The sequence below is a fragment of the Hutsoniella sourekii ATCC 700629 genome (genome assembly GCF_000518205.1).
In the GTDB taxonomy this organism is placed as follows: Bacteria; Bacillota; Bacilli; order Lactobacillales; family Aerococcaceae; genus Hutsoniella; species Hutsoniella sourekii.
On record NZ_JADD01000005.1, the window covers coordinates 37,621 to 52,356 of the forward strand.

Consider the following 14,736-nt stretch of genomic DNA (forward strand, 5'->3'; position numbering starts at 1 on the left):
ATTTGTAATTTTTATGTCATCTATTTTAACTTGTGCTAGACTTGATTTTAGATTTTTTAAAAGGAGATGTCTTATGACTGCTAATATTCAAGCTGTTTTAGCTAATTATTATTCTTGTCCACAATACGGTGACTTAACTTATCAAGAACAAGCTTTGATCTTGATAGATTCGCAAGGAGTCATCCAAGAAATCATCGCGTCAGATGCAGCTAATTATCAAAGTGAAATCGAGCGATTACGTCAAGCGGGTCAATTAGTTGAATTAGAAGAAGGACAATATCTCTTGCCCGGATTTATCGATACTCATATTCACGCTCCTCAATGGCCTCAAGCTGGCATTGCTCTAGATCGTCCACTTGATGAATGGTTAGACCAACATACCTTTCCTTTGGAAGCTAAGTATGCAGACTTAGACTTTGCCCGTCGTGTCTATCAAGATTTAGTGGACCAACTATTAGCTCGAGGAACGACCACGGCCCTATATTTTGCCACCATTCATAAGGAATCTAGCTTAGAATTAGTGAAGATCTGCGCCGAAAAGGGTCAGCGAGCCTTGGTTGGTAAGGTGGTTATGGATGATCCCGATGGGAATCCAGATTATTATCGTGATGAATCTACCGAGCAAGCCTTAGCTGATACTGAAAGCTTTATACAAGAAGTTCGAGCCTTGGCTCCCCAAGTCAAGCAAGGGGTCTATCCGGTGGTGATGCCCCGCTTTGCCCCCTCTTGTACAGATGAAGCCTTGCAGGGCTTAGGTGATTTGGCACAGAAATATCACTGTCACGTCCACACACATTGTAGTGAAGGGCAGTGGGAACATGACTTCACTCATGAGCGCTTTGGTAAGTCGGATACGGAAGCTTTGCGTGACTTTGGCTTGTTTGGCCCTAAATCAGTGATGGCTCATTCTAACTTCATTAGTGACCAAGATGCTACCATTTACCGCGAAACAGAAACGGCAGTGGCTCATTGTCCAATTTCGAATGTTTATTTTGCTAATAGTGTGATTCCGATTCGTCATCTAAAGGACTTAGGGGTTCAAATTGGTCTAGGAAGTGATATCTCTGGAGGTTTCTCCCCAAGCTTATATGATAATATTCGTCAGGCTGTCATGTCCTCAAGACAATTGGAAGAAGGGGTTGACCGTGACTTGCCATTTGAGTCACGCGGAGTCGCTGATTCTAGAATTTCAGTGATTCAAGCCTTGCACTTAGCAACGGCCGGTGGGGGCGAAGCCTTGGATCTGCCGATTGGACAGATTGCTCCTGGCTATGCAGCGGATTTCCAAGTCATTGATACACAGGGATTGCCAGCCTTTGGCGTCTTTGAAGAGCCAGAGCAAATCTTACAACGGATTCTCTACTTGGCTAACAAGGAAAATATTCACCAAGTCTATGTTCAAGGCCAACTAGTCCATCAAAAATAAGAAAGGAAATACTATGTCTAATCGATCCAATATTCCTGATTTTATCCAAGTGACCGCTGATGAAAAGCTACCTGCTCTGCAAGCAGGACTTCTTGGATTAGCCCACGTCTTAGTAATGAATGTCTTTGTTGTTGCTGTGCTTTTAGCAGGGATTCTAAATTTAGGCGAAGTCCAAACTAGTCAGTTGATTCAATCATCTTTTATGGGAGCCGGTGTAGCGACTTTGCTTCAGGTTTTCTTTGGGATTCGTATGCCTGTTGCCCAAGGGGCTTCATTTGTTCCCTTGGGAGCTATGGTGGGTATTTATCAAGCGACAGGTTCGTTTGATGCGGTTATGGGTGCGATGTTAGTGGCATCCCTTGTGTTATTTCTTCTAGGCTTATCTGGCTTTTACCGCAAGGTAACTCAAGTATTAATTCCTAATCTAGTTAGTGGCTTAATAGTGATGGTTATTGGTTTATCTTTGATGCCGACGGCCTTTATAAATAATATTTTTATTGAGAGTGGTAGTTTGACTATGCCGCAAAATATTCTACTAGCTAGTGTAACAATTATTACCTTGATGGTTGCATCCTTGATTGGCAAGTATGTCCCACGATTAGCTCGGCCTATGGCTTATTGTTCAGTTCTATTAGCACTAGGAGTAGGAACGGGACTTGCTCAATTGATGGGAGGAGTGAATTGGCAGGCTTTCCAACAGGCTCCATGGGTAACCCTACCTAGCATGGCCTTTGTTAATTATCACTTAGCCTTTGATCCATCGTCTATCATTACCATGCTTTTAATCTTCTTGGTATTGTTGGCAGAAACGACGGGATCTTGGTATGCCATCGCATCCGTATCCGGTGAAGAGTTAGACCAAGAGCGAATGAACCGTGGGGTTATTCTTGAAGGAATTGAAAATATTATTAATAGCTTACTTGGCGCAAGTCCAACCGCTTCATATTCTTCAAACGCTGGAATCATTGCGATGACTGGGATAGCTAGTCGTTCGGTTTTCGTTGGAGCAGGGATTATTTTTATCATGCTTGGCTTTTTCGGAAAATTAGCTAGCTTGATCAGTATCATTCCAACTGCGGTAATTGGTGGTATCTTTGCCATGGTCAGCTTCCAAATTTTTCTAGCTGGCTTTAATCTTGTTCATCCGCTCTTATCTTCAGAACGGAACCAATATATCGTTGGGATTGTCGTATTGGTCACTTTAGGTAGTGTCCTCTTGCCAAGTGAAGTTTCCGCTCTGGCACCAAACCTGATTCGATATTTCCTAGCGTCCCCGATAGCAGTGGGAGCCTTGGTGGGTATCGTGTTAAACAAGTGCTTACCAGAAACAGAATAATTTTAGCGACAACACTATTCACATCAGTCATTAATCTTGAAAGGATTAAAGAGCCTGATGTGGATTTTTTGCTTTGGCTATCAATTGCTAGTTGACTTTGCTAAAATCGAAAATGAAAAAAAGATCAAAATAAAGGAGAGATAGATACCATGAGAAGTGAACGTGAAAAAATGCTAGCAGGGGAATGGTACGATGCAAACTATGATCAAGAGCTAGTCCAAGCCAGAAGACATGCGCAAGACTTATGCTTTGAACTCAATCAATTGAAACCGAGTCTAACAATAGAACGTCAGGAAATTCAAGACCAATTATTTCAAAGTCCTTATCCGACTTTGGAACTTTTGAGTCCATTTGTCTGTGATTACGGCTATAATATTCGCTTTGGTCAAGATTGCTTTGTCAATATGAATTGTTATTTTATGGATGGTGCACCCATTACGCTTGGCGACCATGTTTTTGTGGGACCTTATTGCGGTTTCTATACGGCCAACCATCCTTTAGATGCCCAGAGCCGTAATAAAGGACTAGAAAAAGCCGAACCCATTCAAGTGGGTGATAATGTTTGGTTTGGAGCTAATGTTAGTGTAATGCCAGGAGTGAGCATCGGCGATAATTGTGCGATTGCAGCAGGTAGCGTGGTTACCAAAGACTTGCCCGCCAATAGCCTAGTTTCAGGTGTACCTGCTAGACTTATTCGAACCATTGATCAAGAAGAGAGACTGTAAGAGGAACAAGCCCCTCAACTAAAGCTTAGCTTTAGTTGAGGGGCTTGGTATTTATAATTCAAAGAATAGGGATTGGTCAAGGTAGGAATTGGGGTACTTCTTAGCCATTCTTTTTAAGAATCGTTTAAGCTTGATGCCAGCATCTACACTAGTCTCCACTTGAAGATTTTGCTGTAATGATCGGTAATTTGCTTTTTCCTTGTTGGTCACTTGGTCTTTGAAGTAGCCCCAGACGTGGTCGTAAGCATTGGTTAACGAGCCAGCTGTAGCTGGGGTATCCAGAGCTTCTTCTAGCAAGGAGTAGAAATGGACTGCAGGATAATCTGTCTTGTCCTTCAACAGCTGGCGAATAGCTTGGTAGTGACTAGGAGAATGCTCTAGGACAGAGTATTTATAACGTGCCCACTCTGCTTCTAAATACTTGATATGGCGGTCAGATCGGGTGAGGTTGATGCATTTGACTGCTGATAAATTCTTGTCCTTTACCTCTAGAACAATATCAAGGTCTAGGTCTTGAAGTTGATAATAGTAGTCCAGAAAATCAGCATGATAAATGGTAGCGGTATGACTCCCCAACCGACCCCCAGGTTTTTGTTGGGAATAGTGGACAGCTTGAGGACCGTCTTGAACTGCCCAAGTTAAGCTAGCTTCTTGAATCCAGTCTCGGTCAGACCGAGTGAGATCAGCTGGATTGCAAGCGTTATGTAAGTTGTCATAGACAACCGGGGCCCCAGTTGCTTGAGATAAGTTGAGAACTTCTTGAATGGTGTAGAGTCGGTCATCATTTTCAATCACTAATCGCTTCTTAATTTGTGGGTTGAGCTTTTGGTAATTATCAACAAATCGCTTCATAGCGGCTTGCTTATCACCGTAGATGCCGCCAATATGTAGGACAATTTTGCTGGCAGAATCTGTTTCTAAGAGGGTCAGAAAGCGATCATGATATTCTAAGTCAGCGATGGTCCGTTGTAGGACAGCGGCTTTTGGAGTGTTTAGAACGGTATATTGACCTGGATGGGCTGATACACGTATTTGGTAGTTTTTGATTTTTTGAGCAAGATCTTGCCACTCCTGTCTAAACAAGTGCCCCCAATCCAAAGAATTGGTCTCTAAGTCTGAACCAAAAGGAATTAAGTCAGACGTGATACGAAAGAGGCGGATCCCTTGCTGATGATTATAATCCAGTTGATGAGAGAGAACCAGTAAATTATGCTTGATCAGCTCCTTAAGTTTATCTGGCGTCGCATTTTGTTTACGACAAGTTCGGTAGTTAACTTTGGGCCCGCCAACAGTCAAGCAAGCATAGCCAATAGCCATGAAATTCCTCCTTAAATAGCCAGTATAATAAGCCTAAGATCAAGCCTAGATCTAGTAATTTTGTCTTGTTACACTGGACCAAATCGTCTATAGTAATAAAAGTTAATTTCAAACTAACATAAAAGAGGTAAAATATGAAGCAAAACACAAATTTATATACTGCATCTATTACTGGTGCCTATGATTTTATGATAGGCTCTGTGACAGCCTTCTCGATGGTTTACTTGCTAGCTAATAATCTAAGTGAAGCTTTGATTGGTAATTTAATTGCTGGAGCTAATCTATTGGCGATCCTAACTCAGCCCTTGCTAGCTTCATGGGCGGACCGGAGTCGCAAGTGGAGTGTCTACCATTTTATTCAAGTCTTAACGGTGGTAATCTTACTAGCTTTGTTTTTGCTATTAATTTTAAGAGACCATTTTATTTTGGTGGCGGCCACTTATTTACTAAGTTTAGGCCTCTTATCGATGTTGCTTCCCTTTCATAATGCTTTTATCATGTCGCTTCTGAATGCCGGTTATCAAGTTAACTTTGGTGTAACTCGAGCAGTCGGAAGTTTCTCCTTTGCTGTAACTAGTAGTTTGGTGGGTTATTGGGTTACTCAGATGGGGGAGCAGGCCATCATTTATGTTGCCTTAATAGGTGCGATTTGTTATTTATTCGCTAATTGGCGGCTCTACCATAAATTTAAGAAGGATTTAGAGCCAGCGGGGCGGGAAGTTTCCAGTCAAAATTTTCATTTTCGAGAAGAATCAATCACTCAATCTTTTTGGCGTCGCTACCCACAGTTTATTTGGTTGATGGTGGGGACTTTAGGGCTTTTTATTAGTCATAATATTGCTAATTTATTTGTTTATCAGATTGTAGCTGGTGTTGGTGGTGGGACGTCTGAGATGGGACTGGCTATCGCCTTAGCAGCTGTCGTAGAAGTGCCAGTAATGGTCTATTATTCTCGCTTAACTCGTCGTTATCATCATAGTCAATTGTTGAAGCTATCTAGTTGGGGTTTTATGCTAAAGGCTTTACTGACCCTACTAGCAAGTTCAGTGGCAGGCGTTTATTTTGCTCACTTGTTTCAAACGATTTCTTTTGGTCTTTATATAGTGGCTTGCGTTTACTATACGGATGAATTAATGGGCGGTCAGGATAAGGTTAAAGGTCAGTCTTATTTAGCTATGATGCAAACAATGGGCGGAATTCTTGCTGGTTCAGTGGGTGGCTGGTTGTTGGATTTATATGATTTGAAATGCCTTTTAATTTTTAGTCTAGTAGGGACATTGGTAGGTGTTGCCTGCTTTCATCGAGGCTTACAAAATCGTTAGAAAATTAGTCACCTCCTTGTCTGTCAGCGAGGTTAAAAGAGCTGACAATGGGATTTCTAACTAAAAACAATTCCCCATGCTGTGGCATTCATGTGCTAAGCATGGGGAATTGTTTTGTCTAATTTTTTCTAGAGAAGATCTTCTTTAGTCTTGTTGCTTTCAAGGTTGCTTGTGGCCAAGGGGGACCCATAATTGAGAAACTTCTTGGTCGACATTTATCTTTTCAGGTAACAAGCCAAATTCTTGGTATTCATTAGCGATGGTGAAGAGGGCTTCTTGGGTGTCCTTATCGTCTACAGTCCAATCATAAGTTTGAATTAGCTTTAAGGAAGTGTCGAAGTCTCCAGTTAACCAGCCCTTGTCAAAGCCGATTTGAACGACTTCTTCAAAGTGGTTCTCAATGTATTGAGAAGATTTAGCGAGAACTTGACCAATTTTTTGCGCTATTAGGGGATTTTCCTCAACAAAAGTCCCATTTAAATAATGAACACAGCAAGGTTCATGGGCAAAGTCTTCATCTAATTGAGATCGGATTTGTCGAATTTCACCTGCATCTTCAAATTTTTGCGCAAAAGTATCTTGTAAGACGACAGCCTGGATTTCACCATTTTCCAGAGCGAGTACGGATGATCCTTCATCGACCACTGTATAATCTACTTCTTCTGGCTTAATTCCGTCATTACCAAAGAATCGCAGACCAATATTATGACGGGAGCCGCCGTAGCCGTTGGTAATACCAACTTTTTTGTGTTTTAAGTCTTGGGTGGAGTGATAATCAGAATCGTTGGCTACATATAAGTTAGTACAACCAGTGATGGCGCCTTGAGTGAAGTAAATATCTAGTCCAGATACTGTTGGAACCAGGGTCTCAGCAATATGTTTGGTTGTTAGCTGAACCTTACCAGTGCCTACTGCGTCAATTTGATTGTCAACATTAATAATCTTTACATCGAGGCCGGCTTCTTCAAAGAACCCTTTAGCGGCAGCAATGGGAGCCGTTAACTGGCATAACCCCCCGTTGTAACCGATGGTAATCGTCTCCTTGTAGAAGGGTTCGTCCTCGATCTTGTGCGACTTTGGGACCTCCACCTCCCGGTGGCCAGCCACGTGCGCGTTGTGCGTGGCTTCTTCAATTTGAGCCCGCTTCTCATTTGATTGATCGACAGTTGTTTGACAGCCTGTTAATATGGCTAGGCCTACTAGAAGGCCGGTTATTTTAGTTTTAGATGACATAGAGATCCTCACTTTCTCCAAAATTCAATCGGTTCAAGATATAGCTTCGATAGTCCAAAAAGGCCCGCGATGTTCGGTTACGATCCTTAGGTAAATCAATGGTTAAATCTTCGACAATGCGTCCGGGTCTAGGGGCCATAATTAAGACTCTGGATGACATATAAATGGCTTCATCGACATCATGGGTTACCATCAGTGAGATCATGGATTCAGCTTCCGCCATCTTCAGGATCTCATCTTGCATTTCCATCCGCGTAAAGGCATCCAAGGCCCCCAAGGGTTCATCCAACAAGAAGACTTTGGGTTGGGTAATCATGGTCCGAATCAAGGCGACTCGTTGAGCCATACCCCCTGATAATTGGTGGGGATAGGCTTGGGCAAAGTCTTGAAGACCCACCATTTGAATCAGATCATGAACTCTTTGGTCTGATTGATCCAAATCAGGCTTATTTTTGAGACCAAATTTTACATTCTCATAGACGGTGAGCCAAGGAAACAAGGTCGGCTTTTGAAAGACGAGGCCGCGGTCGATAGAAGGTTGCTTAATTTCCTCTCCGTTAAGTGTCAGAGAGCCTTGAGTAGGGGTAATTAAGCCAGAGACCAGTCTTAAAAGGGTCGTCTTCCCACAGCCAGAAGGACCAACTAGTGAGACAAATTCCTTATCCTTAACATTGAAGTTGACTTGATCTAAGGCTTGGGTAACGGTTTTATTTTGTCGGTTGAGATAACTTTTGGATAAGTTTGTTGCTTCAAGAAGATTACTCATCTTAGCTCCTTTCTTGCCATTTCAAGACGTAGTCACGTATTAGACCGAGTAAGTAATTCACTGCCAGGAAGGTAAAGGCTAACAGGATAATGGCCGCATACATCTTGGCGTATTGGGCCCAAGACCGCTGCCAGGTGATATACCAACCAAGTCCGGCTTCCACCCCTAGCATCTCAGCTACTAATAAAGAGGTGGTCGCTGAAGTCATACCTTGGGTTAAGCCTTGGAAGATATTGGGGCTAGCAGCTGGGACAGCAATTTTAAAGACGCGATCCTTAGTTGAAGAACCCAAGGTTTGAGCAGCTTCAAAGTAGGCCGGGTCAATATTTTGGATTCCAGTCATAGTAGCCAGGGTCACGGCATACCAGACTCCTAAGGCAATGATAAAAAGGGCGCCCTTAAATAAAGTAGTAGCTAGGACCATCACAATGGGTAACCAAGTGGTTGTTGGAATAGGTCCCAAGATATTCATAAAGGGTTGGATCCAATAACGAACTCCCTTGGAATAACCGGCCAAGACCCCCGTAATTAAGCCGAGGCCGACTCCAATAGCATAACCGGTCAACAAGAGTTTAACAGAGGCTACCAGTGATTCAGCTAGATAAGCCCGGTCTTCAATCGCTACATTTAAGATATTATCTACCCAGGGGAAGTAGGGTAGAGCTAAGGTGTTGGTCTTTAAGGTGAGATAGTCATAAATCGTAAATAAAATAAAGACAAGACTGATAAAAGGAGCATAATAACGAACTCTCTTAAAAACACCTGGTTTTTGGATTCCCTGAAGGAAAAAGATTAAATAACAGCCAATTCCAAGCAATAGAAAAATGCCATAAACATGCGTATTTAGGTTTCGTCCATAATTCGGAACATAATAATACTCTCCCAAAGCGATCAGGCAAGTGAGGATTGGTAAGCAGGCAATAATCCAATCCACTATTTTTTCTTGGCGTGTTTTTTCTGTTTGCTCTAGTTCTAATAATAATTCTGGACTTATAGGTTGGGACATGATCGCCCTCCTTTCTATTCGGCAAATAAATCAGTAGACAAATAACGTTCTCCGTTATCGGCAGCAGTCGTTACTACTTTCTTGCCCGGACCTAAACGACGAGCAACCGTTTGAGCGGCATATAGGTTGGCTCCGGAAGAAGCACCTAATAGAAGGCCTTGCTTAGCTAAGAGACGCGTCGTTTGATAGGCTTCTTCATTAGTAACGACAAGGATTTCATCATAAGCAGTCTCGTCTAAAATCTTAGGAACAAAGCCGGCTCCCATCCCCGCAATCTTATTTTCACCAGGAACTTGATGACCAGAAATAACGGCAGAGTGAGCTGCTTCAACTAAGAAAATTTGGACTTGACTATCTTGTTCCTTGAGATATTTACCTACGCCAGAAACGGTTCCTGAAGTTCCGACCCCAGCTACGAAGGCATCCGGAACCCTTTGCAAATCTTCCACAATTTCAGGGCCGGTGGTTTGGTAATGAATAGCTGGATTATCTGGATTGTCATGTTGGACCAAAGAAAGATAAGTCGGGTTCTGCTCGAGGAGTTCAAAAGACTTATCGCGAGCGCCGATTGTTCCTAGCTCCTTAGGTGTTTCAACTATCTGGCCGCCGTAGGCGCGAATTAATTGTTTTCGTTCCTCGGATGAATTCTCAGGTAAGACAATGATCACTGGATAGCCCTTCCAGGCGGCTACCATGGCTAGACCAATACCAGTGTTGCCCGAGGTTGCTTCGACCAAGGTCATTCCATCCTTGAGGTCTCCGCGTGCTTCGGCTTGCTCGATCATATTGAGAGCAATTCGGTCTTTGATGGAACCACCAATATTGAACATCTCCAGTTTGACATAGATATCTGCCATCTGATCCGGTTGTGGATTAGGGAGGAGATAGAGTGGTGTTTGACCGATAAGGTCACTTAACTTTGTATACAGGGTCATATCACTGCTCCTTTAACTACACTTATTACCATAATAAAAAAGAGCCGTCCCTGAAGCATTTGCTTACAAGGACGACTTCTGCCGTGGTACCACCTATTTTTATAGGCAACTTGTGCCTATCTCTTACCATTCGCTGAAATCTACGAATGAATATCAAGCGATAACGGGACCACCGAGTAGAGTTCATTATCAAGGATAACTGGCTCCACCTAATATAAAAAGGCCATCTTCAATATTCATATCTTGTTCGCTTCCACCTTCACGAACTCTCTGGTAAGATTTTGAATATCTACTCTTCTTTTCTTATTTTAAATTATGGTAAGAGAATTATAAGTAAACATTCATTTAAAGTCAACTAATTCAAACAAAGATTTGAAAGTTTTTTAAAAGGAACTGTCTTCGTCACTTAAGTTTGACTCTGGTGCACGGTGGTAAACTTCGGTCCATTGGCGGAGTTTCTCCACAATATCGGGCCGTAAAGCCTGGTCTGACATCCGCCACTGCCAGTTGCCACCCAAAATGCCCGGTCGGTTCATTTGAGCTTCATTGCCTAAGTTCAGTAAATCTTGCATGGTATAGATGGCCGTATCGGCAACGCTCGCTGCAATTGTTCGGTTCAGACAATCAGGGATGGTTTCTCCAGGGCGTCGGTTGACATAGAGGTCTAGGTAATCACGTTCCTCTTGAGTACTGGATTCGGTGTACCAGCCCAGGGCGGTCATATTATCGTGGGTTCCAACATAGGCGACGGCATTTTGTTCGTAGTTATGAGGAAGATCTGGGTTATCTCCCTTACCACTGAATCCAAACTGTAAGACCCGCATACCAGGGTAGCCACTGGCTTGTCGCATCTCAACAACTTCCTCCGTTATGAAGCCTAAGTCCTCGGCAATAATAGCGATATCTCCCAGTTCCTCTTGAATAGCTTCAAAAAATGCTATACCTGGACCTTGAACCCATTTGCCAAAGCTGGCGTCAGGTGATCCGTATGGAATTTCCCAATAGGATTCAAAGCCACGGAAGTGATCAAAGCGGACGATATCGTATAAATGGAAACTCTCTCTTAGACGCCAGAACCACCATTGATAACCATCTTCTTTCATCTGTTGCCAGTCATAGATAGGATTGCCCCAATATTGGCCTAGAGGTCCCAAGTCATCAGGTGGGCAACCGGCCACAGTCAGGGGCTCATTTACTTCATTGACCTTGAACAAATGCGGACTGGTCCACATTTCCACGCTATCTCGTGCAACGTAGATCGGTAGGTCTCCAATGATTTCGATTCCTTTATCGTTGGCGTATTGTTTCAGCGTCTGCCATTGCTGGTAGAAGAAGAATTGGGTGACCCGGTAATAATTTAATCGGTCAGCTAATTCTTGACGGTAGTAAGCAAGGGCTTCAGGTTTTCTTAAGCGAATCGATTCTTCCCATTCATACCATGGAGCTAGCTCAAACTTTTCTTTAATAGCCATATATTCGGCAAAGGGTTCCAACCAGTCCGCATGAACTTGAATAAAGGTTTGGTAACTATGTGTGTTCCCAGCTTCGAGGAATCGGTCTACCGCCTTCTGAAGTAGGGCGGGCCTTTGCTTGAAGACAGTTCCATAATCAACGGCCTCTGGGTTGGATCCAAAGTTGAGTTCTTCATAATCTTGACTGGAAAGGAGGCCTTCTTGAGTGAGAAGCTCCAAGTCAATAAAGTGGCTATTACCGGCAAAAGCAGAAAAGGACTGATAGGGCGAGTCGCCATAGCTAGTTGTGGTCAGAGGAAGAATCTGCCAGTAAGATTGCTTGGCTTCAACTAGAAAGTCGACAAATTGGTAGGCTGATTGGCCAAAAGAACCAATGCCAAAAGAATTGGGTAAAGAAAAAATAGGTAATAAAACTCCGCTCGCTCGTTTCATGGTTGGTCTCCGTTCTTTGTTTATCTGCTTATATATTATAATTTGTTAAATCAGAATGCAAACGTTCTCTTAGTTAAAGTGTCATTCAGGCAATCAAATGAACCGTTCAGGAATTAATTCACAGAAGAGTGGCTAAGCTATGTTATATTAGGAGTAACAGTAGCTCTAATTGATGATTTGAAATAGATACCATAGGAGGTTGCTAAGTGAAGAAGACAAAATTTTTATTGGTAATGAGTTTATCAACCTTGACTCTTATCACGCCCGTAATAAAGATGGTAAAATCAACTATTTATGCAGAAGAAGCTTCGACTTCAGTGGATGTAGAACAGACAGATGTGCAGTCTGTTCAGGATTCAAAGCAATTAGGGAGGGTAACTTTCCAACGACCTGATGCTTTCTTTACTCAAGTTGAATTGGACTTAGCCAATAATAGCTTAACTGTCTTCTATGAAGGTGGTAAACATAGTGAACTAGGCTCTATTGGTAATGAACCAGCCAGTATCAAGGTATTGGAAGTCGACGGCACGAGTAAGGAGATTGAGGTCTCCTCTTATTTCCAAGTAGAGGCCTTGGGAAGAGCCCATAATTCTCTAGATGGTCAGAAGTTCTATGTATATTATGATGAAGAAGATAATTTAAAACTAGCCGCCTATAATAAGGAGGCTGAAGCTCTTGAACCAGATCTAAGGGATCATTATATTGAATACGATTTAATAGGAGATAATCCAAGCCTTGAGACTCCAGATCAAGCTGATATCCCAGAAGCCCAATCGGCTAATCATGAAGATACTGAATCAAGGGGTGACATTCTATTACCTAAGCCTGTTCAGCCTGGTGAAACTGGAGTGGGTGTTGACGCTCAGCCATTTGAATTACTCGGCCAAACTTATAACGAAAACTGGCAAACCATTTTGTTCGAAGAACTGGCAGCTGAATTACCAGAAGCTATTCAAAGCGAAGAGGAATGGCGTCAACTGAGACCGGAATTAGACGTATCTATCTCTCCTTTTATTCATGCCTTTTATGATCATTTATACCAGCTAGATTTCCAGGATCAATTTGGCTGGCAAGCGAATAAAATTTATGGACATACCTACTTGTTGGAAGACTACTATGCCTTAACACCGGAAGATCGCACAGCCTTGAATCAATTGCGGGTTATCATCTACTATGGAACCCTACTGGCAGAAAGACAAGAAGGACAAGGGCGTAAAGGAGACCAGACCGTACTTGAAGATTGGCAAGAGATCTTTAAGCAAGGTATGAATTTAGTTCAATCGAGTGAAGAAAGTTTCTACGCAATTCAGTCCATTGAATTAGCAGAAGGAATTTCTAAATTTTCTCATCTCTTTGAAGCGGGCGAAATTGAAGCCTATCCCAACTATTATATCTTCTTTGTCAGAGATTTGTCGATTCCATTTGTTACAGAGTATCCTTGCTACGCTGTGGATAAAGAGACAGGAGCTGTAGGATACGTCCCTCTAGGTAACCAAGAAGCCATCGAACCCATAGGTGAATCTTTCTCACTAGCAGATTACTATAATGTTTGGGTGGGGGATGAAGAAGCGACGAATCAGGATGAATTAACTGGAGTAAATGAGACATCTGCTGATATACAAGAGCTCGCTCCTCAGACTGGACAGATGGTCTTTGATGATCTCACTCAAGGAGTCAATGCCCCTAATCAAATTATTCTTAATTTTGATGAGGGACGGGTTGATCTGGTGAACACCATTATGAATTCTCAAATGTCCTTTGAATTTTCAGGATTTGAAGATTTTGGTGATCAGGCGATTGAATTCTTCCCGATTGACGGGGCTCCCTTGGAAACAATGACTGTAACGCTTAACCAAGGTTTTCGCTTAGGAAATAATCTAGGTGACGCGTCTGGCGACCGTTACCTTGATGACGAATTCTTACTCTATGCGAATGATCAAGGAGAAATATCTTTGATTGCCTATAACTATGCAGGCAATGTTCCTGGAGGAATGGAAAATGTTCGAACAGAGTATGTGTTAGTGAATTAAATCAGTCTAAAACCTTTTTAGAAAATGAAATTCCGGATCATATGTTTTGATCCGGAATTTCATTTTTTTATTTTAGTAAGTTTAAATAATCATAACGCTCAAAGGTATGGGAGGTAGCAATGGCTACAATGAGGATATCAGCTTCTAGGGGTTCGCCGACCACTAAAGTTTCCATGGGCTCACCTTTTTCTTGGCGAATGCCAACTAAGTTGATATCGTATTTTCGACGTAAATCCAATTCTTGTAATGTCTTACCTACCCATTCTTTGGGAATACTGAATTCGACAACAGAAGTATCATCATCTAACCTCAGTACTTCTTCGATATGGTTGCGCATAATTTTAGTGGCTAATCTAAAGCCCGAGTCTCTTTCAGGAGCAATGACTGTGGTTACCCCCACCTCATACATCACTTCCTCAAAGATAGGACTACGCGCCTTGGCTACAATTTGAGGAACCTTTAACTTTTTGCATTGCATAATCGCTAAGACAGAGCTTTCTAAGTTGCTACCTGTAGCTATAACTACGATATCGCAATTTTGAATTCCGACATGTTCAAGCAGTTGAATATCAGTAAAGTCCCCTACGGAAGCCGAGGTGACAAAATTAGCAACTTGGTTGACGTTTTCGCTTTTGAAATCAATGGCAATCACCTCATGGCCGTAACGGCTGAGTTCTTCTGCGACCGTTCGACCGAAGATACCCAGACCTAAGACACCGACTATTTTAGTGTTCAT

12 protein-coding genes and 1 other annotated feature are annotated in these 14,736 nt (G+C 42.5%); of the genes, 5 read left to right on the forward strand and 7 right to left on the reverse strand.

Annotation, left to right across the window (positions count from 1 at the left end):
* The first annotated feature begins 73 nt into the window (after positions 1-73).
* From guaD to T408_RS0101465, 3 genes are all read left to right on the forward strand, one after another.
* Positions 74-1,426: a guanine deaminase gene (gene guaD, locus T408_RS0101455; RefSeq protein ID WP_028118370.1), complete on the forward strand. Its 1,353-nt coding sequence runs from the start codon at positions 74-76 to the stop codon at positions 1,424-1,426.
* Between the two features lie 13 nt (positions 1,427-1,439).
* Entirely contained in the window at positions 1,440-2,762 is a 1,323-nt protein-coding gene (locus T408_RS0101460) for a uracil-xanthine permease family protein (RefSeq protein ID WP_028118371.1), read from the forward strand.
* A 149-nt stretch (positions 2,763-2,911) separates the two neighbouring features.
* On the forward strand, positions 2,912-3,487 hold the full coding sequence (locus tag T408_RS0101465) for a sugar O-acetyltransferase (RefSeq protein WP_028118372.1): 576 nt from the start codon (positions 2,912-2,914) through the stop codon (positions 3,485-3,487).
* A gap of 51 nt (positions 3,488-3,538) precedes the next feature.
* On the opposite strand, the gene uvsE is transcribed toward T408_RS0101465, so the two are convergent.
* Positions 3,539-4,804, reverse strand: a complete 1,266-nt coding sequence (gene uvsE, locus T408_RS0101470) for a UV DNA damage repair endonuclease UvsE (protein ID WP_028118373.1) — start codon at positions 4,802-4,804, stop codon at positions 3,539-3,541.
* A gap of 134 nt (positions 4,805-4,938) precedes the next feature.
* On the opposite strand from uvsE, the gene T408_RS0101475 reads away from it, so the two are divergent.
* A complete protein-coding gene (locus T408_RS0101475) occupies positions 4,939-6,126 on the forward strand; it encodes an MFS transporter (RefSeq protein ID WP_028118374.1) in 1,188 nt (395 codons plus the stop codon).
* A gap of 159 nt (positions 6,127-6,285) precedes the next feature.
* Here the strand turns inward: T408_RS0101475 and T408_RS10465 are convergent, their stop codons facing one another.
* The 5 genes from T408_RS10465 to malQ form a co-directional block, all read right to left on the reverse strand.
* A complete protein-coding gene (locus T408_RS10465) occupies positions 6,286-7,359 on the reverse strand; it encodes an ABC transporter substrate-binding protein (RefSeq protein ID WP_035419752.1) in 1,074 nt (357 codons plus the stop codon).
* Positions 7,349-8,125 carry an ABC transporter ATP-binding protein gene (locus tag T408_RS0101485; RefSeq protein WP_028118375.1) on the reverse strand — a complete coding sequence of 259 codons (777 nt, stop codon included), beginning with the start codon at positions 8,123-8,125 and terminating at the stop codon, positions 7,349-7,351. The genes T408_RS10465 and T408_RS0101485 overlap by 11 nt, the downstream gene beginning before the upstream one ends.
* A 1-nt stretch (position 8,126) precedes the next feature.
* Positions 8,127-9,131 carry an ABC transporter permease gene (locus T408_RS0101490; RefSeq protein WP_051444718.1) on the reverse strand — a complete coding sequence of 335 codons (1,005 nt, stop codon included), beginning with the start codon at positions 9,129-9,131 and terminating at the stop codon, positions 8,127-8,129.
* 14 nt (positions 9,132-9,145) lie between these two features.
* Positions 9,146-10,066, reverse strand: a complete 921-nt coding sequence (gene cysK / locus T408_RS0101495; RefSeq protein ID WP_028118377.1) for a cysteine synthase A — start codon at positions 10,064-10,066, stop codon at positions 9,146-9,148.
* 64 nt (positions 10,067-10,130) lie between these two features.
* Positions 10,131-10,382 (reverse strand) — a binding site (T-box leader).
* A gap of 67 nt (positions 10,383-10,449) precedes the next feature.
* Complete coding sequence (gene malQ / locus T408_RS0101500) at positions 10,450-11,970, reverse strand: 4-alpha-glucanotransferase (protein ID WP_028118378.1); 1,521 nt, start codon at positions 11,968-11,970, stop codon at positions 10,450-10,452.
* A gap of 206 nt (positions 11,971-12,176) precedes the next feature.
* Here malQ and T408_RS0101505 point away from each other — a divergent pair, with 206 nt between their 5' ends.
* Entirely contained in the window at positions 12,177-14,000 is a 1,824-nt protein-coding gene (locus T408_RS0101505) for a hypothetical protein (RefSeq protein ID WP_028118379.1), read from the forward strand.
* A 67-nt stretch (positions 14,001-14,067) separates the two neighbouring features.
* On the opposite strand, the gene T408_RS0101510 is transcribed toward T408_RS0101505, so the two are convergent.
* Entirely contained in the window at positions 14,068-14,736 is a 669-nt protein-coding gene (locus tag T408_RS0101510) for a potassium channel family protein (protein ID WP_028118380.1), read from the reverse strand.

Coding starts and splice junctions, on each gene's coding strand:
- guaD (WP_028118370.1), top strand. CDS start 74: ATGACTGCTAATATTCAAGCTGTTTTAGCTAATTATTATTCTTGTCCA.
- T408_RS0101460 (WP_028118371.1), top strand. CDS start 1,440: ATGTCTAATCGATCCAATATTCCTGATTTTATCCAAGTGACCGCTGAT.
- T408_RS0101465 (WP_028118372.1), top strand. CDS start 2,912: ATGAGAAGTGAACGTGAAAAAATGCTAGCAGGGGAATGGTACGATGCA.
- uvsE (WP_028118373.1), bottom strand. CDS start 4,804: ATGGCTATTGGCTATGCTTGCTTGACTGTTGGCGGGCCCAAAGTTAAC.
- T408_RS0101475 (WP_028118374.1), top strand. CDS start 4,939: ATGAAGCAAAACACAAATTTATATACTGCATCTATTACTGGTGCCTAT.
- T408_RS10465 (WP_035419752.1), bottom strand. CDS start 7,359: ATGTCATCTAAAACTAAAATAACCGGCCTTCTAGTAGGCCTAGCCATA.
- T408_RS0101485 (WP_028118375.1), bottom strand. CDS start 8,125: ATGAGTAATCTTCTTGAAGCAACAAACTTATCCAAAAGTTATCTCAAC.
- T408_RS0101490 (WP_051444718.1), bottom strand. CDS start 9,131: ATGTCCCAACCTATAAGTCCAGAATTATTATTAGAACTAGAGCAAACA.
- cysK (WP_028118377.1), bottom strand. CDS start 10,066: ATGACCCTGTATACAAAGTTAAGTGACCTTATCGGTCAAACACCACTC.
- malQ (WP_028118378.1), bottom strand. CDS start 11,970: ATGAAACGAGCGAGCGGAGTTTTATTACCTATTTTTTCTTTACCCAAT.
- T408_RS0101510 (WP_028118380.1), bottom strand. CDS start 14,736: ATGAACACTAAAATAGTCGGTGTCTTAGGTCTGGGTATCTTCGGTCGA.